Here is a 21,835-nt window from a genome sequence, read left to right as displayed (position 1 = left end):
CGATGATCATTTACGGGTCGGTGGTATCGCCGTTCGTGCGCAAGCTGCTCGGCTATCTGGGCGAAAAAGGGATCGAATTCGAGTTGAAGGGCGTCGGCATCGGCGATCCCGACCCCGGCTTTCGGGCCGCCTCGCCGCTCGGCAAGATGCCGGCGATGGACGATGAGGGCTTCCTGCTCGCCGATTCGAGCGCGATCATCCAATATGTCGAAGCGAAATATCCCGAACCCGCGCTGATCCCCGCCGACCCGCAGGAGCGCGGGCGCGTGATCTGGTGGGAAGAGTTCGCCGACACGGTGTTCGCGGCGTGCAGCGGCAAGATATTCTTCAACCGCATCGTCGCGCCCAAATTCCTCGGCCGCGAGGGCGATCTCGCTGCGGCGGCGCAGGCCGAGAGCGAGGAATTGCCGAAGCTGCTCGCCTATCTGGAAAGCGCGATCCCGGCGTCGGGTTATCTGGTCGGCGACCGGCTGACGCTCGCCGACCTGGCGGTCGCGTCGCCGCTGATGAATTTCCGCCATTGCGGCGCGGGCGTCGATGCGGCGGCATACCCCAAGATCGCGGCGTGGAGCGAGGCGATCTTGTCGCGGCCGAGCATGGCGCCGTGGATCGCCAAGGAAGAGCGGCTGATCGAGCGCGTGCTGGCGGGCTGAGTTTGGCCGAAGGGCGGGGGGCGGCAGCTGCCCACAAAATCCTCCCCATCGATTTGCGATGGGAGGTGGCAGCCCGCAAGGCTGACGGAGGGGTGCGAGCGAAGCGAGCGCGCTACGCGCGCGACCCCTCCACCACCGCTTCGCGGCGGTCCCCCTCCCCATCGCAAGTCGATGGGGAGGATCTTAGTGTCCGCTCCCCGCTCAAAACCGTCTTGGGCGCCCGTCATCCCGCACCCAACTCGACCACCCGTTGCACCCCGATCGCATCGAGGAACGCGCGGTCGTGGCTGACCACCAGCAGCGCGCCGTCATAGGCGGCGAGGCCGGTTTCGACGGCGGTGAGCGATTCGATGTCGAGATGGTTGCCGGGTTCGTCGAGGATCAGCAATTGCGGCGGGTGCGGCGCGCCGAGGACGCAGGCGAGGCCGGCGCGGAGCATCTGGCCGCCGCTGAGTGTCCCGGCGATGCGGTCGGCGGCGTCGGCGCGAAAGCGGAAGCGCGCGAGCGCGGCGCGGCACTGGTTGTTCGTCGTCCCCGGGTTGAGCGCAAGGAAATTGTCGGCGATCGAAAGCGCGGGATCGAGCAGGGCGACGCGCTGGTCGAACAGCGCGAGCGGAACGCCGACGCGCAGCTCGCCCGACCAGGGGGCGAGCGTTCCGGCGATCAGCGCGAGCAGCGTCGATTTGCCCGAACCATTGGGGCCCGCGATCGCGACGCGCTCGGGGCCGGTGAGCGTGAGCGACAGGCCTTCGATGACCGGCCGGCCTTCGACATAGCCCGCGCTGATCCGGTCGAGCGCGAGGACGGTGCGCGAGGCGGGGAGCCCGGTCGAGGGCAGCGCGACCGCGAGCGGATCGACGACCTCGATCCTGCCGCGCGCGGCGTCGCGTGCCTGCTCGGCGTCGGCGCGCTGGCGTTCGGCGAGGCGCCGGTTCGCGCCGACGCTTTCCTCGGCGCGGCGCTTGAGCGTCCCGAGCAGGATCGCGGGCTCGTCGCCGCGCGCCGCCTTGCGCCGGCCGCCGGCGTCGCGGCGCGCCTGCCGCTCGGCGGTGACCTGCGCCTGGCGCCGCACCCGGCCGAGTTCCTTTTCGGCACCTGCGAGTTCGGCTTCGACCGCCGCCTGTTCGATGTCCTTGCGCGCGCGATAGGCGCTCCAGCCGCCGCCGTAGCGCGTCGCGCCGAGGCTGGTGAGCTCGACGATCGCGTCCATCTCCTCGAGCAATTCGCGGTCGTGGCTGACGACGATCGCGCCGCCGCGCCAGCCGGCGAGGAGGCCCCGCACCGCCTTGCGGCCGTCGCGGTCGAGATTGTTGGTGGGTTCGTCGAGCAGCAGGAAGTCGGGCGCGGCGAACATCGCGCCGGCGAGCGCGGCGCGGGTGCGCTGACCGCCCGACAGCGCCGCGAGCGGCGTGTCGGCGGCGAGCGGCAGGCCGACGCCCGCCAGCGCCGCATCGATTCGCGCGTCGAGCGTCCAGTCGGCGTCGGCGATCTCCTCGACGCTCGCTTCGCCCGCTTCGGCCCTGCGCAGCAGTGCGAGCGCGGCGCGCGCGCCGAACAGGTCGGCGATGCTTTCGTGCGCCGCGACCTGCACCGTCTGGCTTAGCATCGCGATGCTGCCATTTATCGCGATGCTGCCGGTGACGGGCGCAAGCTCGCCGGTCAGCAGGCGCAGCAGCGTCGATTTGCCGACGCCGTTGCGGCCGACGACGCCGACCCGCTCGCGCTGGAAATGGAGATCGAGGCCCGAAAGGACGGCGCGGCCGTCAGGCGTGGACCAGCCGAGGTTGGCGATGGTGATCGAGGGAGAAACGGGAGGCATGAACAAGGACTTTCCTGGCGGCAAGGCGGGGCGGCGTTGCGGTCAGATTGTCGTTCATGGCGTGGAGACTCCGGTGCGAATGAGGGAGTTATGTAGGGAGGCGGGGGGACGGATGCAAATTCGTCTTCGTGGGATATCCGGTTTCGGCGGGTAGCGGTCCATCTTACATCGTCACCCTCTAACGAGACACGTGGCTCGTTAGACTTGATCCGGGGTCCGCGACTTCAGCGCTGCGATGGATCCCGGATCAAGTCCGGGATGACGAAGGTCGGCTAACGACCGAACCTAGCCGTCGCCCCCGCGAAGGCGGGGGCCGCTGTCGTTTTACACAATGCCGCTGAGTAAGGCCGCTAGCGGCCCCCGCCTTCGCGGGGGCGACGGTTGTGGAATGTCCGCTTCCCACCCCAATGCCGCCGGTCACACCGGGCGCGGGGCCCGGGCGCGGATGAAGTTTTCGAGGGCGACGAAGAGCATCTCGCGCGCGTCGCTGCCGAGCATCTCGGCAGTCAGCCAGTCGAAATGGACGCGGTCGCGGCGCGACGATGCGTCGACCATCGCGGCGAGCAGCGCTTCGTCGAAGCTGACGCGCGGGCAGCAGGGCGGGGCGACGGCGAAGGGTTCGGGCCAGACATGGCCGATCGCCTCGACGACGAGGCGATAGCGGCGCGCCGCGAGGATATTGCCCCAGCGGCGTTCGAGTTCGGGCATCGGGTCGCGCTCGCTGCGGCGGCAGAGGATGCAATAGCGCAGCGCAAGCACCGCCTGCGCGGCTTCGACCGTAAGGTCGCGCACCAGCGGCTGTTCGGTGAGTTGGCGGATCAGCTCGCTGCTTTGCATGAGGTTCGTTTCTCCCGGCCCTTGCAGTTCCCCGGTCCGCTTCGCCTCTTGGGGAAAAAGATGCCGGCCGCTTTGGTGCAGCTTGAAGTTGCAGCGGCCGGCAGGAGGGGACTGCCTCACCTTGCTATTGCGAATTATTCGCAAATACAAGCGAAAAAAGAGGCGCCCGAAAGCGCCCCTGAAAACCGTGGTTTTTTGTTTCGTCATCCCGGCGAAAGCCGGGATCTCGACCTAGCATCATAACGCACCGGCGAGATCGTGTTTCAGAGTCGCGTGCCTCTGAACGCCCTTCGCCGGGATGACGGATTCGGTTCAGTCGTCGCCCGCGGGCTTCGACTGGAGCTGGATATAATTTTCGATGCCCATGCGCTCGATCATCTCGAACTGCTTTTCGAGCTCGTCGACATGATGTTCCTCGCTTTCGAGGATGTCGGCGAAGAGGTCGCGGCTGACATAGTCGCGCACGCTTTCACAGTGCGCAATGGCGTCCTTGAGCAGCGGGATCGCTTCTTCCTCGACCGCGAGGTCGGCCTTGAGGATCTCCTCGACCGTTTCGCCGACACGCAGGCGGCCGAGCAGCTGGAAATTGGGGAGGCCGCCAAGGAAGAGAATGCGGTCGGCGAGCTTGTCGGCGTGCTTCATCTCGTCGATCGACTCTTCGCGCTCGAACGCGGCGAGGCGCGCGACGCCCCAATTGTCGAGCATCCGGTAATGCAGCCAGTATTGGTTGATCGCGGTCAGCTCGTTCTTGAGCGCCTCGTTGAGGAAATCGATGACTTTTTCGTCGCCCTTCATGGTGTCTATCCTGTCATTTTGTCTTGGAATGGAGTGGGCGCATTATACGCGCCCCGGCCCCATCAGGCCAAGGTCAAAAATGGCGGAAAACCAAGAAAAATCAGGCAGTCGCGGCGGCGTCGCTGATGATATTGCGAGCGAATGACAGGCATTGTCCGCACTTGGGTTTGCGACCCAATTGCGCATAGGCCGCCTTCGCGCACCGCAATTGACCGCTCCGCGCGACATCGCGCAGCTGGCTTTCCCTAATTGCGTTGCAGACACAGACGACCATGTGCGAATCCTTCTCAACAATGCTGATTTAGGGATAGTGCGAAGGATTCGCAACAGGAAAGATGCGATTGGTTCGCAATCCGGACAGCCGCATTTTTGGCGCCGCGACCGCCGCCCACCCCCTTGCCCCCGAAGTGATTCGCGGGCATAGGCGCGCCCATCTTCCCCCGCCCTTCCAGCAAAGGTCCGCCCCGATGAAAGTGAATGTCTATGTGACGCTCAAGCCGGGGGTGCTCGACCCGCAGGGCAAGGCGATCCATCATGCGCTCGAAGGGCTGGGTTTCGGCGGGGTATCGGACGTGCGCGCGGGCCGTTTCATCGAGCTCGACGTCGCCGACGGCACGAGCGACGCCGATCTCGACGCCATGTGCGCCAAGCTGCTCGCCAATACGGTGATCGAAAACTACCGCATCGAACGGCCGTAAAGGAGCAGGCCCATGAAGACCGCCGTCATCGTCTTTCCGGGTTCGAACTGCGACCGCGACATGGCGGTCGCGCTCGAGGCTGTCACGGGCAAGGCGCCCGCGATGGTCTGGCACCGCGAGAGCGAATTGCCGGACGGGGTCGACTTCATCGCGCTGCCCGGCGGCTTTTCCTATGGCGATTATCTGCGTTCGGGCGCGATGGCGGCGCGGTCGCCGATCCTGCGCGCGGTGGCGGACGCCGCGGGGCGCGGCGTGCCGGTGCTCGGTGTGTGCAATGGCTTTCAGGTGCTGACCGAGGCGCTGCTGCTGCCCGGCGCGCTGATGCGCAATGCGGGGCTCAACTTCGTCTGCCGCACCGTGCCGCTGACGGTCGAGAACAGCCAGTCGCTGTTCACCGCGGGCTATCGCGCGGGCGAGGAAATCGACATCCCCGTCGCGCATCACGACGGCAATTATTTCGCCGACGCGGCGACGCTCGACCGGATCGAGGGCGAGGGGCGCGTGGCGTTTCGTTACGCCGACGGCATCAACGGATCGGCGCGGGGTATCGCGGGCGTGCTCAACGATGCGGGCAATGTGCTCGGCATGATGCCGCACCCCGAACGCGCGATCGACCGCGCGCATGGCGGCACCGACGGGCTACGCCTGTTCGAGGCGGCGCTCGGCGTTATCGCCTAGATCGGCTGCGCCGCGCTGCGGCTGCAGCCAGCGCCCGACGAGCAGCAGCACCGTCGGCCAGAACATCGTGTTCCAGATGTCGTGCCAGTGCGCCGCGTCGGGCTGGATCGCCGAACGGCTGTATTCGGCGGTCAGGTCGAGCCATTCGCCGCCGCAGGCCATGACGAGCACCGCGAGCCACGCCGCGACCCATCCGCCGCGGCGGCGCCACGCGAGGCGCACCGCGAGGAACAGCGCCATGCCGAAATAGATGTGCAGCGCATCCTTGCCGAGGCCGGTCGCCGCGATCACCGACAGCTTGCGGGCTTCGAACAGCGACGCGATTTCGATCAGGGTCATGCGCGGTCAGACTTTGGCGCCAAAGGGGTTGAAGTCGGTGCCTTCGTCGAACACGTCGACACCTTCGCGGCGCTTCAACGCGCCGACGACGACATAGGTTGCGGGGGTCAGCACGGCTTCCCACGCGACTTTCATCGCCCAGTTGGTGGTGAGGACGAGAAACACCTGTTCGGTTTCCCAGATGCCGAGAAAGGCGATGGGGTAGAAGATCAGGCTGTCGACGCCCTGGCCGAAAATCGTCGAGCCGATCGTGCGCATCCACAGGTGGCGCCCTTCGGTCGCGAGCTTCATCCGCGCGAGGACATAGGAGTTGACGAACTCGCCCGCCCAGAAAGCGACCATGGATGCGAGCACGATGCGCCAGGCGGCGCCGAACACGCTTTCATAGGTTTGCTGGCAGACCGCGCCGGGGCCCGCCGCCTCGACGCCCGATTTCAGCGCCAGCGTCTCGGTCCCGCTGCACCACCAGTCGGCGGCAGGCGGCATTGCGAGCACGATCCAGCTCATCACCGCCATGAACAGAAGCGCGGCGAAACCCGTCCAGATCACCCGGCGCGCGCGCGCATAGCCATAAACCTCGGTCAGCACGTCGCCAATGACATAGCTGATCGGAAAGAAGAGGATGCCCGCGCCGAAGGTCAGCCCGCCAACCATCGACAGTTTCGACGCGCCGATGATGTTCGAGAGCAGCAGCACCGCGACGAACGCGGCCATGACGAGGTCGTAATAGCGAAAATGCCGGATGCTTCCGGCGCTGACATGCGCGGGTTCGGCGGGGGTCGCGTCGGAATCGGTCATCGGCCGCTGCTTAACCTGCTTTGCGGCGGACGCAAACCGCGCTATTCGCGGCGCCGCACAGCCGTGCCGCGCGCCCGTAGCTCAGCTGGATAGAGCACCCGCCTTCTAAGCGGGTGGCCGCAGGTTCGAATCCTGCCGGGCGCGCCAACATCCTTCGACGATTGTCGGGACAATTTTGCCCTGTCTTTACGATACCGGTGCGCACGCTTTCGCGCAGAATATCTTATGCCGGCGGCGCGGCGAAGGGTTCGAGCGTGCCGAACCAGGCAACCAGCGCGAGGATGGCGAGCGCCGCCGACGCTTCGACGATCAGGCTCCTGCGCAGGGCCGAAAGCACGGCTTCGGGGTTGGCATCGGCGGCGGTCGCGGCGGTCGCGAGCGCCGGCGTCAGCCGCCAGCGATTGGCGCCCGCGAGCGCGAGCATCAGCGCGAACAGCGCGAGCTTGGCAAGGAGCAACTGCCCATAGGCCGATCCGAGCGACCGGCCGAGATTCTGGACGCCGACGATCATCTGGCCGTTGATGAGGCCGGTCGCGGCGACGACGAGGACGCATATCGTTCCGACGCGCGAAAACCGGTCGAGACTCCGCACCGCGATCCGGAGCCCGTCCCGCCGTTCGCGAAGGCGGTGCGGCGCGATCAGGAGAAGGAAGGCGCCGATCGCGCCGAGCCACGCCGCGGCCGCGATCAGGTGCAGGATGTCGCTGATCCGGTGCACGGTGCCTGCGGCGCCCCCGGTCGCGCCCGCGTGCCCGGACCAGACGAGCGTCGCGGTGGCCACCGAGCCGGCGGCCGCGAGCGCCGCGGCCGCGGCCGTCGGCCAGCGCGTCATCCGGAGCGCGACCGCGAGCGCGAGCAGGAGCGCGGCGCTCCGGCAGAGCCAGGCCATCCCGACGTCGGTCTCGCGCACCAGATCCAGCAAAGGCCGAAGCTCCAGCGAGAGGAGCCCCACGCCCTGCATCGAAGCCGCGAGCACGGCCATTCCGAGGGTGGAGAGAAGCAGCCCGGCGGCGCACAGCCATCGCTCCGCACGCCAGATCGCGGCCATCGCGGTCCGTGGTTCGAGACGTTCGCTTGATGTCAGCGCATAGAGCGGGAATGCGGCAAGACCGGCAACCAGCATCAGGTCCGCGTAAAGTGCGAACCTGATGCCGATCAGAACAGGGTCGGCCACCGCCCTATTTTACCGTGAAGCTGAACTCGCTGCCCATGCGGTGCGTATCGGCGCCCGCCGCCGACCATTTGACCTTGTAGGTGCCGGGGACGAGCGCGCGTTTCGGGGTGAGCGTCATCGACTTGCCGTCCTTGCCCATCGCGGATCCGATCGCGATCTTCATCGGCGGGTGGTCGGTCATCCCCGGCATCGCGGTCATCACCAGTTCGGCGCGCACCGTCGACGCGATCAGCTTTTCGCTGAATTTGAGCTGCACCGACGTCACTTTCGCGACCTTGGCGTTGGCGGCGGGGGTCGATGCGACCAGCTTGGCATGCGCCAGCGCCGCGGCGGGCGACAGCGCCAGCGCGGCCGCGGCGAAAAGCGCGAGAGGGGAGAGACGGAATTTGTGCATAAAAAGCTCCAACAGCATGTCTGTGCTGCTAATACGCATCGCAGGGCGCCGTCCCTCGTACGAAAAGGTCGCGGCCCGAACGGGATAGGATGAGGGGTGATGCGCGCCGCTGCGTATGATCCCGATGAAAGGACCGGAGCAACGGTGATGGACGACGAATTTCGGAAACTGCACGCGGCCGCAATGCCGTCGGCGCTCGACGCGCTCGACGACCGCGTCCTCGCCGCGCTCGCCGTCCGGAAACGCGAAGCCGCAGCGACGCGCCGGCTGATGGCGGTCGCCGCGCTGGTATCGCTCGGCGGCGGAATGGTCGGGGGCAGCATTTTCGTGCCGACCGCGGTCGAGGCAAAGCCGCTGATGCCGCTGATTCCCGCGAGCCCGCTCGCGCCGTCGACGATATTGGACGCGCGCCGATGACGTCTGCACGCCGGCTCGCGATCGTCGGGCTCATCGCTTTTCTCGCCGCGATCGCGGGCGTCTTCCTCGGTCGCCTGCTCGTCGACGCGCCGAAGCAGGACGAGACCGAATTGCACGCGCTGCTGCACCGCGAACTGACGCTGTCGGCGGACCAGGAAAAGCGCATCCACGCGATCGAGGCGAAATTCGCCGCGCGCCGCACCGCGCTCGAGCTCGAGATGCGCGCCGCCAATATCCGGCTCGCGCAGGCGATCGAGGCCGAGCACGGCTATGGCCCGCGGGTCACCAAGGCGATCGACGAGACGCATGAAGTGATGGGCGAACTTCAGAAGGAAACATTGCAGCATCTTTTTGCGATGCGCGCGGTTCTCGACCGCGAACAGGCGGCGATGTTCGACAAGGTTGTGGTCAAGGCGCTGACCGCCGATGCGAGGTGACGCCCGACCTGTCGCAATGCCCCGACCGCGACCTCGCGGCGCTCGCCCTGTCGGGGCGGCAGGACGCCTATCGCGAATTTCTGGTGCGCTACAAGGCGCCGGTCTTCCGCTTGATCCGGGGTCATGTCGGCGACGAGGGCGAGGCGATGGACCTGACGCAGGAGGCCTTTGTCGCGGGGTTCGCCGCGCTCGCCCGTTATGATGGCGAGCGGCCCTTTCGCACATGGATTTCGCGCATTGCGCTCAACAAATGCCGCGACTGGGGCCGTCGCCGCGCGGTCCGCGCCTTCTTCACGCGCGCGTTGCCGCTCGAAAGCGCTTATGACGTCGCCGGCGACAGCCCGCCGCTCGACGTCGAGGCGGCCGACCGCGCCGAACTGGCGCGGGTGCAGCTCGCGATCGCGGACCTGCCGGCCAATCTGCGCGAGGTGGTCGTGCTGCGCGGAGTCGAGGAATATAGCCAGGCCGAGACGGCCGAACTGCTGAACGTCAGCGAAAAGACCGTCGAAACGAGGCTCTATCGCGCGCGCGCCAAACTCCGCGCGATATTGGGGACGGCGGGGAGGTGAGGGGCGCGCCGCCGCGGCGCGTATGGGGTTCGAAGCATTTGGAAAAATGAGAAGGCGGATATGACAATCGATCGGCGGCGTTTCATCGGTGCGGCAGCGGGGGGAGGGGCGACGGCCGCGCTGGCCGCTTGGTTCCCTGCCTGGGCGCAGCCGGTTTCGGCCGGTATCGCCGCGCCCCTTCCGACCGTGTCGGGCAACGACATCACGCTGCGCATCGCGCGCCAGACGATGCGCATCGACGGCAAGCTCAGCCGGGCGATCGGGATCAACGGCACCGTTCCCGCGCCGCTGGTCCGGCTGAAGGAGGGGCAACAGGCGCGCCTGACGGTTGTCAACGATCTGGACGAGGACAGTTCGATCCACTGGCACGGGCTGATCCTGCCCTTTCACATGGACGGGGTGCCGGGGGTCAGCTTTCCCGGGATCAAGCCGGGCAAGCGCTTCGTCTACGAGTTTCCCGTCGTCCAGTCGGGCACCTATTGGTATCACAGCCATTCGGGGCTGCAGGAACAGCTTGGCCATTATGGTCCGATCGTGATCGATCCGAAGGATGCCGATCCGGTCGCCTATGACCGCGAACATGTGATCGTGCTGTCCGACCACAGCCAGCTCGCGCCCGAAGAAATCTTTCGCAAGATGAAGGTCAATCCGGGGCATTTCAACATGCAGCGCCAGACGCTGTCGGGGCTGCTCGCCGGCAAGGACCAGACGCTCAAGGACCGCGTCGAATGGGGCCGGATGCGGATGGATCCGACCGACATCGCCGACGTCAACGGTTCGACATACACTTTCCTCGTCAACGGCCATGGACCGCGCGACAACTGGACCGCGTTGTTCGCGCCCGGCGAGCGCGTGCGGCTGCGCATTATCAATGCGTCGGCGATGTCGATCTTCAACGTCCGCATTCCGGGGCTCCGTATGACCGTCGTGCAGGCCGACGGGCTCAACGTCCGGCCGGTCGCGATCGACGAATTCCAGATCGGCGTGGCCGAAACCTATGACGTCGTCGTCACCCCGGCCGAGGACCGCGCCTATACATTCGTCGCCGAAGCGAACGACCGGTCGGGCATGGCGCGCGCGACGCTCGCGCCGCGTGCGGGCATGGCCGCGCCGGTTCCGGCGCTGCGCCCGCGCCCGCTCGCGACGATGAAGGACATGGGGATGGGGGGGATGGGCGACATGCCGGGCGGCGGCGACGCGACCTGCGCACCCGAACATGCCGCGATGGGGCACTGCACCCCCGCCGGCGCCGCGCCCGCCACCGATCATGCCGCAATGGGGCATGGCGCGGGCGGCATGGAGCACAGCATGCGCGATTTCAGCGTCGCGCCGCAGGTCAAGCGCGACCCCAGCGTCCAGTCGATTTCGCCGATGCCGGTCGACCGGATGGCCGAACCTGGGCAGGGGCTGGAGGATGTGGGGCACGAGGTGCTGACCTATCATCACCTCGCCGCGCTCGACCGCAATCCCGACGTGCGCGCGCCCGGACGCGCGCTCGACATCCACCTGACCGGCAATATGGAACGCTTCATGTGGTCGTTCGACGGCGTGAAGATGTCCGACCATCACGAACCCATCCCCTTTATCGAGGGCGAGCGGGTGCGCGTGAACCTGATCAACGATTCGATGATGAGCCACCCCATCCACCTGCACGGCCATTTCTTTGAACTGGTGACGGGCAAGGGCGATCACGCGCCGCGCAAGCATACGGTGATCGTCCAGCCGGGCGGAATCGCGACATTCGACTTTACCGCCGACGCGCTCGGCGACTGGGCGTTCCACTGCCATCTTCTCTATCACATGCACGCCGGCATGATGCGCGTCGTCAGCGTCCGCCCGAAGGGAGAGGCGGCATGAGGCGCGCGTCGATGCTGCTCGCCGGCCTGTCGGCCCTCGCGCTCGCCGGTCCCGCCGTCGCGCAGTCGGACCCCCATGCGGGGCATGGTGCGCCGCAACCGTCCATGCAGGAAGCTCCGGCGCCCGAAGCAGAGAAGCAGGGCATGAACGGCGGCTGCACCGCCGAACATGCGGCGATGGGCCATTGCACCATGGCCGACGACGACCCCGATCATGGCGCGCACGGCGACCATGCCGAGCCAGCCGGGCCTGCCCCGGCCGAAGCCGATCCCCATGCCGGCCATGCGATGGCGCCGGCCGCGCAAGCCGCGGCGGGCGATCCCGCCTGTCCGCCCGAACATGCCGCCATGGGGCATTGCACGCCCGACGTCGCACCGCCGCCGCAGTCCCCCGGCGGTGCGACGGGCACCGACCTGCCGCCGGGCGACGCGCCAGCGCCGCCGCCGCCGGACGACTGGTATGCCGACCGCGTCTTTTCCAAGGCCGCGATGGATCATTCGCGGCACGAGATGATGAGGGAGAACGGCGGTCAGACCTTCGGCTTCGTCACCGCCGACCTCGAATATCAGGCGCGCAAGGGCCGTGACGGCTTCAGCTGGGAGGGAGAGGCCTGGTACGGCGGCGACATCGACCGGCTGACGATCAAGAGCGAAGGCGAAAGCGCGATCGGCGAAGGGCTGGAGGAGGGCGAGGCGCAATTGCTCTACAGCCGCGCCATCGGCCCCTATTTCAATGCGCAGGCCGGTGTCCGCCATGATTTCGGCCCCGGTCCCGACCGGAGCTATGCCACCGTCGCGATCGAAGGGCTCGCCCCCTATTGGTTCGAGGTGGGCGGCGCGCTTTTCCTGTCGGACAAGGGCGACCTTCTTGCCCGGATCGAGGGCGAATATGACCAGCGCATCACGCAGCGGCTGGTGCTCCAGCCCGCCGTCGAAGCGAATTTCGCGCTGCAGGACGTGCCCGCGAACGGCATCGGATCGGGCCTGTCGGACGTCGAGCTGGGCCTCCGCCTGCGCTATGAGATCGTCCGCGAATTCGCGCCCTATATCGGCGTCGAATGGACGCGCCAGTTCGGCGACACCGCCCGCTTCGCGCGCGCGGCGGGCGAGGATCCCAGCAGTGTCGCGCTTGTCATGGGGGTGCGCGCCTGGTTCTAGGGTCAGGACCCATTAATTCCACGTTCGAGGTTTGAAGCGATTTTGCTCAGGGCGAGAAGGAAAGGCGGAGGAATATGAATATATTTCAAGGCTTTTCGACGAAGCCATGGGCAAAATCGGTCAAATCCCGAAGGGACGTCGAAATGGCTTCGATCTCAGGTTCGCGCGGGCTTACGGGTAGCGATGCTACCCGCTGCGCCCGCCCAAGCCCGATATCTTCGCCATTTCGACGCCTCGATCGCGGAATTAATGGGTCCTGACCCTAGGGTCAGGACCCCAGGGTCCCGACCCTGAGCGCCTCCCCCGGGGCACGCTCCGGACAAGCCAATCGACAAGCCGGTTCGCCGCCGCGACTCGGGGGTTTCCGCCTGCGGGCGCCCCGGCGCTTGCGTGCTGCATCGCCCCCTTCCCGACAAGCTCGCGTAATTTAATTGCGCCGATTTCCCGTGCGGGCAAAAAAATCGTGCGACTTTGAGGGGTGGGGCTTTCGCCTGCGTATATCGACTGGCAATGCGTCCTGCGAAAGCGTCAATAAGATATTGAAATAAAAACGAAATTTCCGTTGACCTGTATATACAATTGATGCTTTCTGCCGCCATGCACAAAACCAGATGGGGGTTTGCCATGACGATCAGGACAGTTTTGCTCGCCAGCGCCGCGCTCGCCGCCGGCCTTTCCACGCCCGCCTTCGCGCAGGCCGAAGCGCCGGCCGACGGCGGCGCCGAAAGCGCGGCGAGCCCCGACGACATCGTCGTCACCGGGTCGCGCATCCGGCGGCAGGACCTTGCGGGCGTCGGGCCCGCGACCGTCGTCTCGGCCGAACAGATCGAGAATACCGGCCTCGTGAATATCGAAACCGTGTTGCAGCGGTTGCCCGCCAACGCGGGCTTCGCGGGCAACCAGACCTCGGCCTATTGGGCGAACAACGGTTATGGCACGGCGCAGGTCAACCTTCGCGGCCTCGGCATCAAGCGCACGCTGGTGCTGCTGAACGGCCGCCGCCTCGTCGCGGGCGGCACCGGGGCGAACTCCTCGCCCGACCTCAACATGATCCCGGTCGCGGCGCTCGCGCGCACCGACGTGCTCAAGGACGGCGCCTCGGCGATCTACGGCGCCGACGCGATGGCGGGCGTGGTCAACCTCGTGACCCGCACCGACTATGAAGGTCTGGGCCTGAGCGTGCGCCAGGGCATCACCGAAAGGGGCGACGGGTCCGACTTTACCGCCGATCTCCTGTGGGGCGTCCGGGGTGATCGCGGCGGCTTCATGGCCGCGGTCACCTATCAAAAGACGCGGGCGGTCAACATGGCGACGCGCGCGCCCTGTTCGCTTGCCGAAACGACCCCGGGCGCGCTGAGCTGCGTCAACAGCGCCTCGACGATCGGCGGGCGCGCCGTGCTCCCGAACGGGCAGCAGATCAATTTCAACCAGCAGCCCGGCGGCGACGGCGATTTCTTCGAGCCCTACAGCCCCGCCAAGCATAATTTCAATTCGAACCCGTTCCTCAACGCGGTGAGCCCGGTCGAGCGCGTCAGCACGGCCTTCTTCGCCGACTATGACCTCAGCGACAATATCGAGGCGTTCGGCGAGTTCCTCTATACCTTCCGCAAGTCGAACCAGATCGCGACCCCGGGAACGCTGCGCAACCTGTCGATCGCCGCGAGCAACCCCACCAACCCGACGGGCGAGAATATCGTGCTCATCCAGCGCCGCCTCGCCGAACCGGGGCCGCGCCAGTTTTTTCAGGAAACCGACACCTGGCAGGGCACGTTCGGGCTGCGCGGGAAATTGTCGAACGATTGGGCGTGGGAAGTCGCGGGCGCGTTCGGGCGCAACACGGCGGTCGACGGCTCGACCAATATCGCCAATCTCGAGCGCGTCGCCAATACGCTCGACACGAGCAAGTGCAGCCTGGCGGCGGGCGCCTCGATCCCGTGTGCCGATTATCTGGGCTTCGGCGATCTGACGCCCGAGGTTCTCGACTATATCCTCTTCACCTCGCGCGATCGCGGCGGCAACGAGCTGGCGACGGTCACCGCCGATTTGAACGGCAACCTGTTCAACCTGCCCGCCGGCCCGGTGTCGTTCGCGACCGGGCTTGTCTACCGCAAGGAAAAGGGCTGGCGCGACCCCGATCCCCTGACCGTGCTCGGCATCGCCAACACCAACCAGCAGGATCCGATCTCGGGTTCGACCACGGCGAAGGAGGCCTATCTCGAGCTGTCGGTCCCGATCCTCGCCGACACGCCCTTTTTCGAAGCGCTGACCGCGGGCGGTGCGGTGCGGTTTTCCGATTATGACCTGTTCGGCAGCGACTGGAACTACAAGGCGAGCCTCGACTGGATGATCAGCGACAGCTTCCGCCTGCGCGGCACCTATGGCACGGGCTTCCGCATCCCGAACGTGCCCGAACTTTACGGCGGCGTTTCGGAAGGCAATCTGACGACGACCGATCCCTGCTCGCGCTATTCGACCAGCGGCGATGCGACGCTGATCGCCAATTGCCAGGCCTCGGGGGTGCCCGCCAATTACGTCCAGCTCGGCACGACGATCCTGACGACGGTCGGCGGCAACGAGAATCTGAAGCCCGAAAGCTCGACGACCTGGACCGTCGGGACGGTCATCTCGCCCAAGAGCATCGTGCCCGGCCTGTCGCTGACCGCCGACTGGTTCGACATCAAGATCAAGGACGCGATCCGCGCGATTCCCGGCTCGACCAAATTGTCGATCTGTTACGCGAGCCAGAATCTGTCGCATCCCTTCTGCGACGATTTCACGCGCAGCACGCTGACCGGCGAAGTGACCTTCCTCTCCGCGCAGCCGATCAACACCGGCCGCGAGGAAATGAACGGGCTCGATCTGGGGCTCGTCTATGCCGGTGGCATCGGCAGCGTGAACCTCTCGCTCGACGTCAACCTGACCTACCTCAACAAATATGTCGTGCTGCCCTTCCCCGGCGGCGCCCCGATCGATTTCGACGGTTTCATCGGCGGCGGCAACGGCGGCTATGCGAAGTGGCGCGGTTATGGCGTGCTGACGGCCGAGAAGGACGGGGTCAGCGCGACCTGGTCGACGCAGTGGATCGGCAAGGCGACCGATTTCAACGCCGCGCCCGGCGAGATCGGCTATCGCACCCCGAATGTCTTCTATCACAATCTCCAGCTCGCCTACGAGATCGACGAGAAGACGCGTTTCCAGCTCGGCGTCGACAATTTGTTCGATCGCAAGGCGCCCTATATCCAGAGCTTCACCGATGCGAACACCGACACGATGACCTATGATCTGCTCGGCCGGCGCTTCTATGTCGGCTTCCGTACCGCCTTTTAAAGGGGCAGGGGAGCATGGCAATTCGTTGGCCGCTGGTCGTTCGCCGGACGCATAAATGGCTGGCCCTCGTGGTCGGGGTCCAGGCTTTGCTCTGGACGCTGACCGGCTTTTACATGGTGGCGGTGCATATCGACATCATCCACGGCGACGATCTGGTGCGCGCGCCGGTTGCCCAGCCGTTCGACCTCGACGGGCTTGCCGCGCCGTCGAAGATCGTCGCGGCGGCGCCGGGCGTCTCGGAAATGCGCCTCCAGCGGTTTTCCGGCCGGCCGGTCTGGCGCGCCGAGACGCCCGACGGCGCGCGCCTGTTCGATGCGCGCACCGGAGCGCCGCTGCCCGCGCTGACCGAGACGCAGGTGCGCGAACAGGCGCGGCGCATCTATACGGGCGACGGCAAGATCGTTTCGGTTCGGCTGCTGACCGAGGCGCCCCAGGAAATGCAGGCGCGCAAGCCACCCTATTGGCAGGTCGTTTTCGAAGGCTGGAACCGGCCGACGCTCTATCTGTCGCCGGCGACGGGCGAGCTCATCTCGCGCCGCCACGCGCTGTGGCGTGTCTTTGACTTCGCGTGGATGCTGCACATCATGGATTATGACGAGCGCACCGACGTCAACAATCCGCTGCTTCGCGTCGCGACCTGGAGCACCTTTGCCATGGCGGCGACCGGCGCCTGGCTGCTGATCTGGTCCTTCCCGCGCCGCAAGAGGAAAAAGGCATGAAAAAGCTTCGCCTGTCGCCGCTGCTGTTCCGGCGCATCCACAAATGGGTCGGGCTGATCCTCGGCCTTCAATTCCTCCTCTGGGCGCTCAGCGGTTCGGTGATGGCGCTGCTCGACAAGGACAAGGTCGGCGGCCACGGCGGCGGCATGTCGCATTCGCACCCCTTGCCGCCGGGCGAATATTATGATGTCGCCGCCTTGCCCGACGGCGAGCCGGTGACGGGAGTGGTGCTGCGCGATCTCGGCGCGCGGCCGGTCTATGAGGTCGAGAGCGCGAAGGGCACCCGCCTTGTCGATGCGACGACGGGCGAGGATATCCGCGTCGATCAGGACATGGCGCGCGCGGTCGCGATGATGATGAACGAGGCGCCGGTCCGCAAGGTGAGCGCGATCGCCAAGCCCAATCTCGAATCGCGCGACCATGAAGGCGCGATGTGGCGTGTCGATTTCGCCGATGCCGAAAACAGCAGCGCTTATGTCACGCTCGATACCGCGCGCTTCCTCGTGATGCGCGGCGACACCTGGCGCACCTGGGACTTCTTCTGGATGCTCCACAATATGGACTATCTGAACCGCAAGAGCTTTAACCACCCGCTGATCATCCTCGTCGGCTTCGGCGCGCTCTGGCTGTCGGGGACGGGCTTTTACCTGCTGTTCAAAAGCTTCAGCCGCGCCGATTTTCGCTGGCTTCGCCGCCGCCGCAAGCCCGTGGTGACGCGCAGCACGTCCTGACGCGTCAGTCGTCGACCGAGAAGGCGGCCGAAAGCTCGAAACGCGTGCCGGGATGGGAAAGCCAGGCGTGCGACACCAGCCGCCCGCGGCTCCAGGTTCGCCGGGTCATTCGCAGGACCGGCTCATTCTCGTCGAGGCCGAGCATGCCGCGGGTGCGCGCGTCGGGCATCGTCGCGCAAACGCGGTGCTCGACCCGTTCGAGCGGCGCGGTGCGCGTCAGATACTCGTTCGGCGTCATCTGCGTAAAATCGATCCGGCCGTAGTCGGGCGCCACCGAGGCGAGGACGAAGCGTTCCTCGAGCTGAATCGGGAACTCGGCTTCGTGGTGGACGATGATCGAGTGGAAGATTTTCGTGCCCACCGGCACCTCCAGCAACACGGCGGTTTCGGCGCCCGCCTTTTCCTCGATATTCTGGATGACCCTTGCGCGGTAGTCATGGCCGCGCCCGCGGATTTCCTCGGCGATGTTCCGGATTTCGATCATATGTCCGATCGGCTTCGGTTCGGCGATGAACGAGCCGCTGCCGGCGCGGCGGACAATGATGCCCGCGGCCTGCAACTCGCGGAGCGCGCGGTTTGCCGTCATGCGCGAAACGTCGAACTGTCCGACCAGATCGGCCTCCGACGGCACGCGGTCGCCCGGTTTCAAGCGCCCGTCGCGGATGGCATCATGGATGCTTTGCTTGATCGCCGCGTAGCGCGGAGGGGTGTCCGGGGAAGCGCGGCCGGAAGACCGCCTGGTGTTGTTCGAGCTTCGTCGAGGCATAAGATCCATCACCCGTCTATACAGGTGAAACCATCCCGATTCCAATCGTTCCAATCGCTTCGCCGTCAAGATTGGCGTTGCCGCCGCGCGCGTTACCCGACTTCCGGGGCGCTATCGCTCGCGCGCCGCCGTCGTGCGGATCTCGTCGATCGGGCTCAGCAGATAGGAGGCGAGCGAGCGTCGGCCGGTGCGGATGTCGGCGGTAACCGCCATGCCGGGGGTGAGAGGAATCGCCCTGCCATCGCGCACGATCGTCGCGCGGTCCAGCGTCACCCGCGCCGTGTAGATCAGTCCGCGCTTTTCGTCCTGTACCGCGTCCGAGCTGATATGCTCGAGCTTGCCCGGTACCGCGCCGTAGCGCGTGAAGGGAAAGGCCTCTACCTTGAGCGCGACGGGCTGGCCGGCGGCGATGAAGCCGACATCCTTGTTGGCGATCGTCACCTCGGCGATCAGCTTCCCGCGCGCGGGCACGATCACCATGATCGGTTTGGCCGCTTCGACGACGCCGCCGACGGTGTGGACCGCCAGCTGCGTGACCGTGCCGTCGACCGGGCTGACCAGCCGCTGGAGGCTGCTGCGTTTCGCCGCCTTGGTCAGCTCCTCCTTGCGCAGCCGTGCGTCGCTTTCGGCCCTCGCAAGGTCGGCGAGGATACGGGCGCGGGCCTCTGCGGCGGACTGGCTGAAACTGCCGCCCGCCGCGGCGATCTGCGCGTCGGCCTTGCGGGCGGTGGCGAGGGCGGCGTCGCGGTCGCGCGCCGCGGCGATGCGCTGACGGCGCATCTCTATCACGCGCAGCTTCGAGACATAGCCCTTCTCCAGCAGCTTCTCGTTGGCGGCGATCTGCTCGTCGAGCAGGGGGAGGGTTTCGTCGAGCTTGTCCGCCTGAATCTGCGCTTCGGCCCGGCTCGCGCGCGCGGCCCGGGTGTCGGCGGCGCGCGTCTGGCTGCCCGCCCGGATCTCGGCGAGCTGGGCGCGGGCGAGCGCGACCTGGGTGTCGGCGACCTCGGAGGAGGTTCCGGCGGGCGGCGTGAAGCGCAGGCCCCGGCCGTCGAGCGCGGAGAGGATGGCGCGAAGCCGCGCGGCGTCGAGTTCGGCGGTCTCGAGCGCCTTGCGGGCTTGCGCCGCGTCGGCATCGGAGACGGTGGGATCGAGTTCGACCAGCGGCTGGCCCGCGCGCACCGTCTGCCCGTCGCGGACCAATATCGCGTGGACGATCCCCGCCGCGCCGGGCTGGATCAGCTTGACGTCGTCGGCGGGAACCAGCTTGCCCGGCGCCGAGGCGACGACGTCGACCCGGCCCAGCACGAGCCAGAGCAGCGCGGCCGCCAGCAGCCCGAGCAAGAGCCAGGCGGTGACCCGCGCGGTCGGCGACACCGGGCGCTCGACCACCTCCAGCGCGGCGGGAAGGAAGTCGGTCTCTTCGGTGCGCAGAACCGCGCGCGAGCGCACGCGTTCATTGTCGAGCGCGTCGCGGACGGCGGTCCAGTGGCGGGCGATCGCGTTCATGCCGCCGCCCCCGCCTGGACGCCGATCTGGCGGTGATGGAGCGCCGCATAGCGCCCGCCGAGGCGGAGCAGCTCGTCGTGCGTGCCGCTCTCGACGATGCGCCCCTTGTCGAGCGTCAGGATGCGGTCGCACTGGCGGATCGCCGAAAGGCGGTGCGCGATGATCAGCACGGTGCGGCCCGCGGCGATCGCCTTCAGATTGCGCTGGACGATCTCCTCGCTCTCGGCATCGAGCGCGGAGGTCGCCTCGTCGAGGATCAGGATGCGCGGATTGGTGATCAGCGCGCGAGCGATGGCGAGGCGCTGGCGCTGGCCGCCCGAGAAGTTGACGCCGCGCTCTTCGACGATCGTGTCATATCCGTGCGGGAGCGCGAGGATGAAATCATGCGCGCCCGCGAGCCGCGCGGCGGTCATCACCCGCTCGATCGGCATCGCGGGATCGGCGAGCGCGATATTCTCGCGGATCGAGCGGTTGAACAGGATATTCTCCTGCAGCACCACGCCGATCTGGCGGCGCAGCCAGGCGGGGTCGATCTGGGCGATGTCGGCGCCGTCGACAAGCACCCGGCCGCTGGCGGGCAGATAGAGGCGCTGGAGCAATTTGGTGAGCGTCGATTTGCCCGAGCCCGAGGCGCCGGCAATGCCGAGCGTGGCGCCGGCGGGCAGGTCGATGTCGATGTCGTCGAGCGTCCAGGGACCGTCGGCGGCATAGCGGAAACGGACATTTTCGAAACGGATATGGCCGGCGAGCGCGGGCAGTGCGGTCCGCGATCCGGCACCGGGCTCGCCGCCGGTGTTGAGGATGTCGCCCATCCGCGCGATCGAGAGGCGGACCTGCTGGAAGTCCTGCCAGAGCTGCGCCATGCGGATGACCGGGCCCGAGACGCGCTGCGCGAACATGTTGAACGCGACCAGCCCGCCGATCGTCAGTGCGCCCGCGATCACCTGTTGCGCGCCGAAAAACAGGATCGCGGCGAGGCTGAGTTTCGAGATGAGCTGGACCGCCTGGCTGCCCGAATTGCCGAGGTTGATCACGCGCTGGTTGGCGGCGCTGTAGGCGGCGAGCTGGCGTTCCCAGCGCTCCTGCCATTGCGGCTCGACCGCGGCGGCCTTGAGGGTCTGCATGCCCGAGACGCTTTCGACGAGCAGCGCGTTGTTCGCGGCGCCGCGCGCGAATTTTTCGTCGAGCCGGCGGCGCAGCGGCCCGGTGACGAGCAGCGACACGATCACATAGGCGGGGAGCGTCAGCGCGACGATGACAAAGAGGAGCGGCGAATAGAGCCACATCGCGACGAGGAAGACGATCGTGAACAGCGGATCGATCAGGACGGTGAGCGAGGCATTGGTCATGAACTCGCGCACCGTTTCCAGCTCGCGGACGCGGGTGACGGTGTCGCCGACGCGGCGATTCTCGAAATAGGCGAGCGGCAGGCGGAGCAGGTGGCGGAAGAGGCGGCTGCCCAGTTCGACGTCGAGTTTCTGGCTGGTCTCCGAATAGAGCCGGGTGCGCAGCCAGCCGAAGGCGACTTCCCAGAGCGAGACGATCACCAGACCGATGCTGAGCACCTGGAGGGTGGCGAGGCTGTTGTGGGCGAGCACCTTGTCGACGACGTTCTGGAAGAAGAGCGGCGCCGCGAGCCCGAGCAGGTTGAGCGCGAGGGTGATCAGCAGCACCTCGCCGATCAGCTTTCGATATTTGACGATCTGGGGGACGAACCAGGTCATGTCGAAGGCGGGCGCGGCGACCTGCGCGGCATCGCGCGTCGCGACGAGGAGCAAGGCGCCCGACCAGCGGGCTTCCAGCGCGCTGCGATCCCAGCGCTCGATCTCGGCGCCGGGGCGCTGGACGGCCACGGCGTCCTCGCCGACGCGGCCGATCACGAACCAGCCCTCGGGCCCGCCGGCCAGCACCGGCATGGGAAGGCGCTGCAATCGCTCGAAATCGCCGGTGGTGGCGCGGGCGCGGACGCCTTCGATGCGCTTTGCCAGGCGTAACAGGTCGGATTCGGTGACGGGGTTGGCATGACCCAGATCGTGGCGCAGCTCGACGGGGTCGGCGGCGATGCGGTGCATGGCGAGGATCAGCGCGAAGGCGGCGAGCCCGTTGTCCGCGGGCGGCTGCGACGTCCCGGGGGACAGGTCCTGCTGCACGGTGGGTCTCCGAT

Annotated in this window: 22 protein-coding genes and 1 tRNA gene; 12 read left to right on the top strand and 11 right to left on the bottom strand. The window is 66.9% G+C overall.

From position 1 onward, the window contains the following. Positions 1-2 precede the first annotated feature (2 nt). On the top strand, positions 3-653 hold the full coding sequence (locus tag OVY29_RS12370) for a glutathione S-transferase family protein (RefSeq protein ID WP_313911496.1): 651 nt from the start codon (positions 3-5) through the stop codon (positions 651-653). Between the two features lie 223 nt (positions 654-876). On the opposite strand, the gene OVY29_RS12365 is transcribed toward OVY29_RS12370, so the two are convergent. The 4 genes from OVY29_RS12365 to OVY29_RS12350 form a co-directional block, all read right to left on the bottom strand. Further along, a complete protein-coding gene (locus OVY29_RS12365) occupies positions 877-2,472 on the bottom strand; it encodes an ABC-F family ATP-binding cassette domain-containing protein (RefSeq protein ID WP_313911495.1) in 1,596 nt (531 codons plus the stop codon). 417 nt (positions 2,473-2,889) lie between these two features. Then, complete coding sequence (locus OVY29_RS12360; protein ID WP_313911494.1) at positions 2,890-3,309, bottom strand: addiction module antidote protein; 420 nt, start codon at positions 3,307-3,309, stop codon at positions 2,890-2,892. Between the two features lie 312 nt (positions 3,310-3,621). Further along, on the bottom strand, positions 3,622-4,104 hold the full coding sequence (gene bfr / locus OVY29_RS12355; protein ID WP_037555365.1) for a bacterioferritin: 483 nt from the start codon (positions 4,102-4,104) through the stop codon (positions 3,622-3,624). 100 nt (positions 4,105-4,204) lie between these two features. After that, positions 4,205-4,378 (bottom strand): bacterioferritin-associated ferredoxin, encoded by a 174-nt coding sequence (locus OVY29_RS12350; protein ID WP_081933078.1) that lies wholly within the window; start codon positions 4,376-4,378, stop codon positions 4,205-4,207. A 193-nt stretch (positions 4,379-4,571) separates the two neighbouring features. On the opposite strand from OVY29_RS12350, the gene purS reads away from it, so the two are divergent. Further along, entirely contained in the window at positions 4,572-4,802 is a 231-nt protein-coding gene (purS, locus tag OVY29_RS12345) for a phosphoribosylformylglycinamidine synthase subunit PurS (RefSeq protein WP_037555366.1), read from the top strand. Positions 4,803-4,814: 12 nt separating this feature from the next. Then, on the top strand, positions 4,815-5,480 hold the full coding sequence (gene purQ, locus OVY29_RS12340) for a phosphoribosylformylglycinamidine synthase subunit PurQ (RefSeq protein ID WP_313911493.1): 666 nt from the start codon (positions 4,815-4,817) through the stop codon (positions 5,478-5,480). Here purQ and OVY29_RS12335 read toward each other — a convergent pair. Then, a complete protein-coding gene (locus tag OVY29_RS12335; RefSeq protein WP_313911492.1) occupies positions 5,442-5,819 on the bottom strand; it encodes a hypothetical protein in 378 nt (125 codons plus the stop codon). The two genes, purQ and OVY29_RS12335, sit on opposite strands and share 39 nt — an antisense overlap. A 6-nt stretch (positions 5,820-5,825) precedes the next feature. Next, positions 5,826-6,617, bottom strand: coding sequence for a queuosine precursor transporter (locus OVY29_RS12330; RefSeq protein ID WP_313911491.1), 792 nt, complete (start codon positions 6,615-6,617; stop codon positions 5,826-5,828). Between the two features lie 70 nt (positions 6,618-6,687). On the opposite strand from OVY29_RS12330, the gene OVY29_RS12325 reads away from it, so the two are divergent. Further along, positions 6,688-6,764 (top strand) — tRNA-Arg (locus OVY29_RS12325). 76 nt (positions 6,765-6,840) lie between these two features. Here OVY29_RS12325 and copD read toward each other — a convergent pair. Next, positions 6,841-7,791 carry a copper homeostasis membrane protein CopD gene (gene copD / locus OVY29_RS12320; RefSeq protein WP_313911490.1) on the bottom strand — a complete coding sequence of 317 codons (951 nt, stop codon included), beginning with the start codon at positions 7,789-7,791 and terminating at the stop codon, positions 6,841-6,843. A 4-nt stretch (positions 7,792-7,795) separates the two neighbouring features. Next, positions 7,796-8,185 carry a copper homeostasis periplasmic binding protein CopC gene (copC, locus tag OVY29_RS12315; RefSeq protein ID WP_313911489.1) on the bottom strand — a complete coding sequence of 130 codons (390 nt, stop codon included), beginning with the start codon at positions 8,183-8,185 and terminating at the stop codon, positions 7,796-7,798. 99 nt (positions 8,186-8,284) lie between these two features. Between copC and OVY29_RS12310 the strand changes: the two genes are divergently transcribed. From OVY29_RS12310 to OVY29_RS12275, 8 genes are all read left to right on the top strand, one after another. After that, on the top strand, positions 8,285-8,602 hold the full coding sequence (locus tag OVY29_RS12310) for a hypothetical protein (RefSeq protein ID WP_313911488.1): 318 nt from the start codon (positions 8,285-8,287) through the stop codon (positions 8,600-8,602). Then, the gene (locus OVY29_RS12305) at positions 8,599-9,039 is read left to right on the top strand and encodes a periplasmic heavy metal sensor (RefSeq protein WP_037555372.1); all 441 of its coding nucleotides are present in this window, start codon (positions 8,599-8,601) and stop codon (positions 9,037-9,039) included. The genes OVY29_RS12310 and OVY29_RS12305 overlap by 4 nt, the downstream gene beginning before the upstream one ends. Next, positions 9,036-9,608, top strand: a complete 573-nt coding sequence (locus OVY29_RS12300) for an RNA polymerase sigma factor (RefSeq protein WP_313911487.1) — start codon at positions 9,036-9,038, stop codon at positions 9,606-9,608. The genes OVY29_RS12305 and OVY29_RS12300 overlap by 4 nt, the downstream gene beginning before the upstream one ends. A gap of 60 nt (positions 9,609-9,668) precedes the next feature. Then, a complete protein-coding gene (locus OVY29_RS12295; protein WP_037555374.1) occupies positions 9,669-11,465 on the top strand; it encodes a copper resistance system multicopper oxidase in 1,797 nt (598 codons plus the stop codon). Next, entirely contained in the window at positions 11,462-12,622 is a 1,161-nt protein-coding gene (locus OVY29_RS12290) for a copper resistance protein B (protein WP_037555375.1), read from the top strand. The genes OVY29_RS12295 and OVY29_RS12290 overlap by 4 nt, the downstream gene beginning before the upstream one ends. 624 nt (positions 12,623-13,246) lie before the next feature. Next, the gene (locus tag OVY29_RS12285; protein ID WP_037555376.1) at positions 13,247-15,949 is read left to right on the top strand and encodes a TonB-dependent receptor domain-containing protein; all 2,703 of its coding nucleotides are present in this window, start codon (positions 13,247-13,249) and stop codon (positions 15,947-15,949) included. A 14-nt stretch (positions 15,950-15,963) separates the two neighbouring features. Further along, complete coding sequence (locus OVY29_RS12280) at positions 15,964-16,668, top strand: PepSY domain-containing protein (RefSeq protein ID WP_313911486.1); 705 nt, start codon at positions 15,964-15,966, stop codon at positions 16,666-16,668. Beyond that, positions 16,665-17,399 carry a PepSY domain-containing protein gene (locus OVY29_RS12275; RefSeq protein ID WP_037555378.1) on the top strand — a complete coding sequence of 245 codons (735 nt, stop codon included), beginning with the start codon at positions 16,665-16,667 and terminating at the stop codon, positions 17,397-17,399. Before OVY29_RS12280 ends, OVY29_RS12275 begins: the two co-directional genes overlap by 4 nt. Positions 17,400-17,403: 4 nt before the next feature. Here OVY29_RS12275 and hutC read toward each other — a convergent pair whose 3' ends face one another. The 3 genes from hutC to OVY29_RS12260 form a co-directional block, all read right to left on the bottom strand. Further along, positions 17,404-18,165, bottom strand: a complete 762-nt coding sequence (hutC, locus tag OVY29_RS12270) for a histidine utilization repressor (protein WP_081933083.1) — start codon at positions 18,163-18,165, stop codon at positions 17,404-17,406. Positions 18,166-18,276: 111 nt separating this feature from the next. Beyond that, on the bottom strand, positions 18,277-19,671 hold the full coding sequence (locus tag OVY29_RS12265) for an HlyD family type I secretion periplasmic adaptor subunit (protein ID WP_313911485.1): 1,395 nt from the start codon (positions 19,669-19,671) through the stop codon (positions 18,277-18,279). Further along, on the bottom strand, positions 19,668-21,821 hold the full coding sequence (locus OVY29_RS12260; protein WP_313911484.1) for a type I secretion system permease/ATPase: 2,154 nt from the start codon (positions 21,819-21,821) through the stop codon (positions 19,668-19,670). Before OVY29_RS12260 ends, OVY29_RS12265 begins: the two co-directional genes overlap by 4 nt. Positions 21,822-21,835: the final 14 nt, after the last annotated feature.

Origin of the sequence: Sphingopyxis sp. SE2 (assembly GCF_032227185.1) — a bacterium.
Classification (GTDB): Bacteria; Pseudomonadota; Alphaproteobacteria; order Sphingomonadales; family Sphingomonadaceae; genus Sphingopyxis.
Note: the sequence above shows the minus strand (reverse complement) of the source record. Positions and strands in the feature narration are given on the sequence as shown.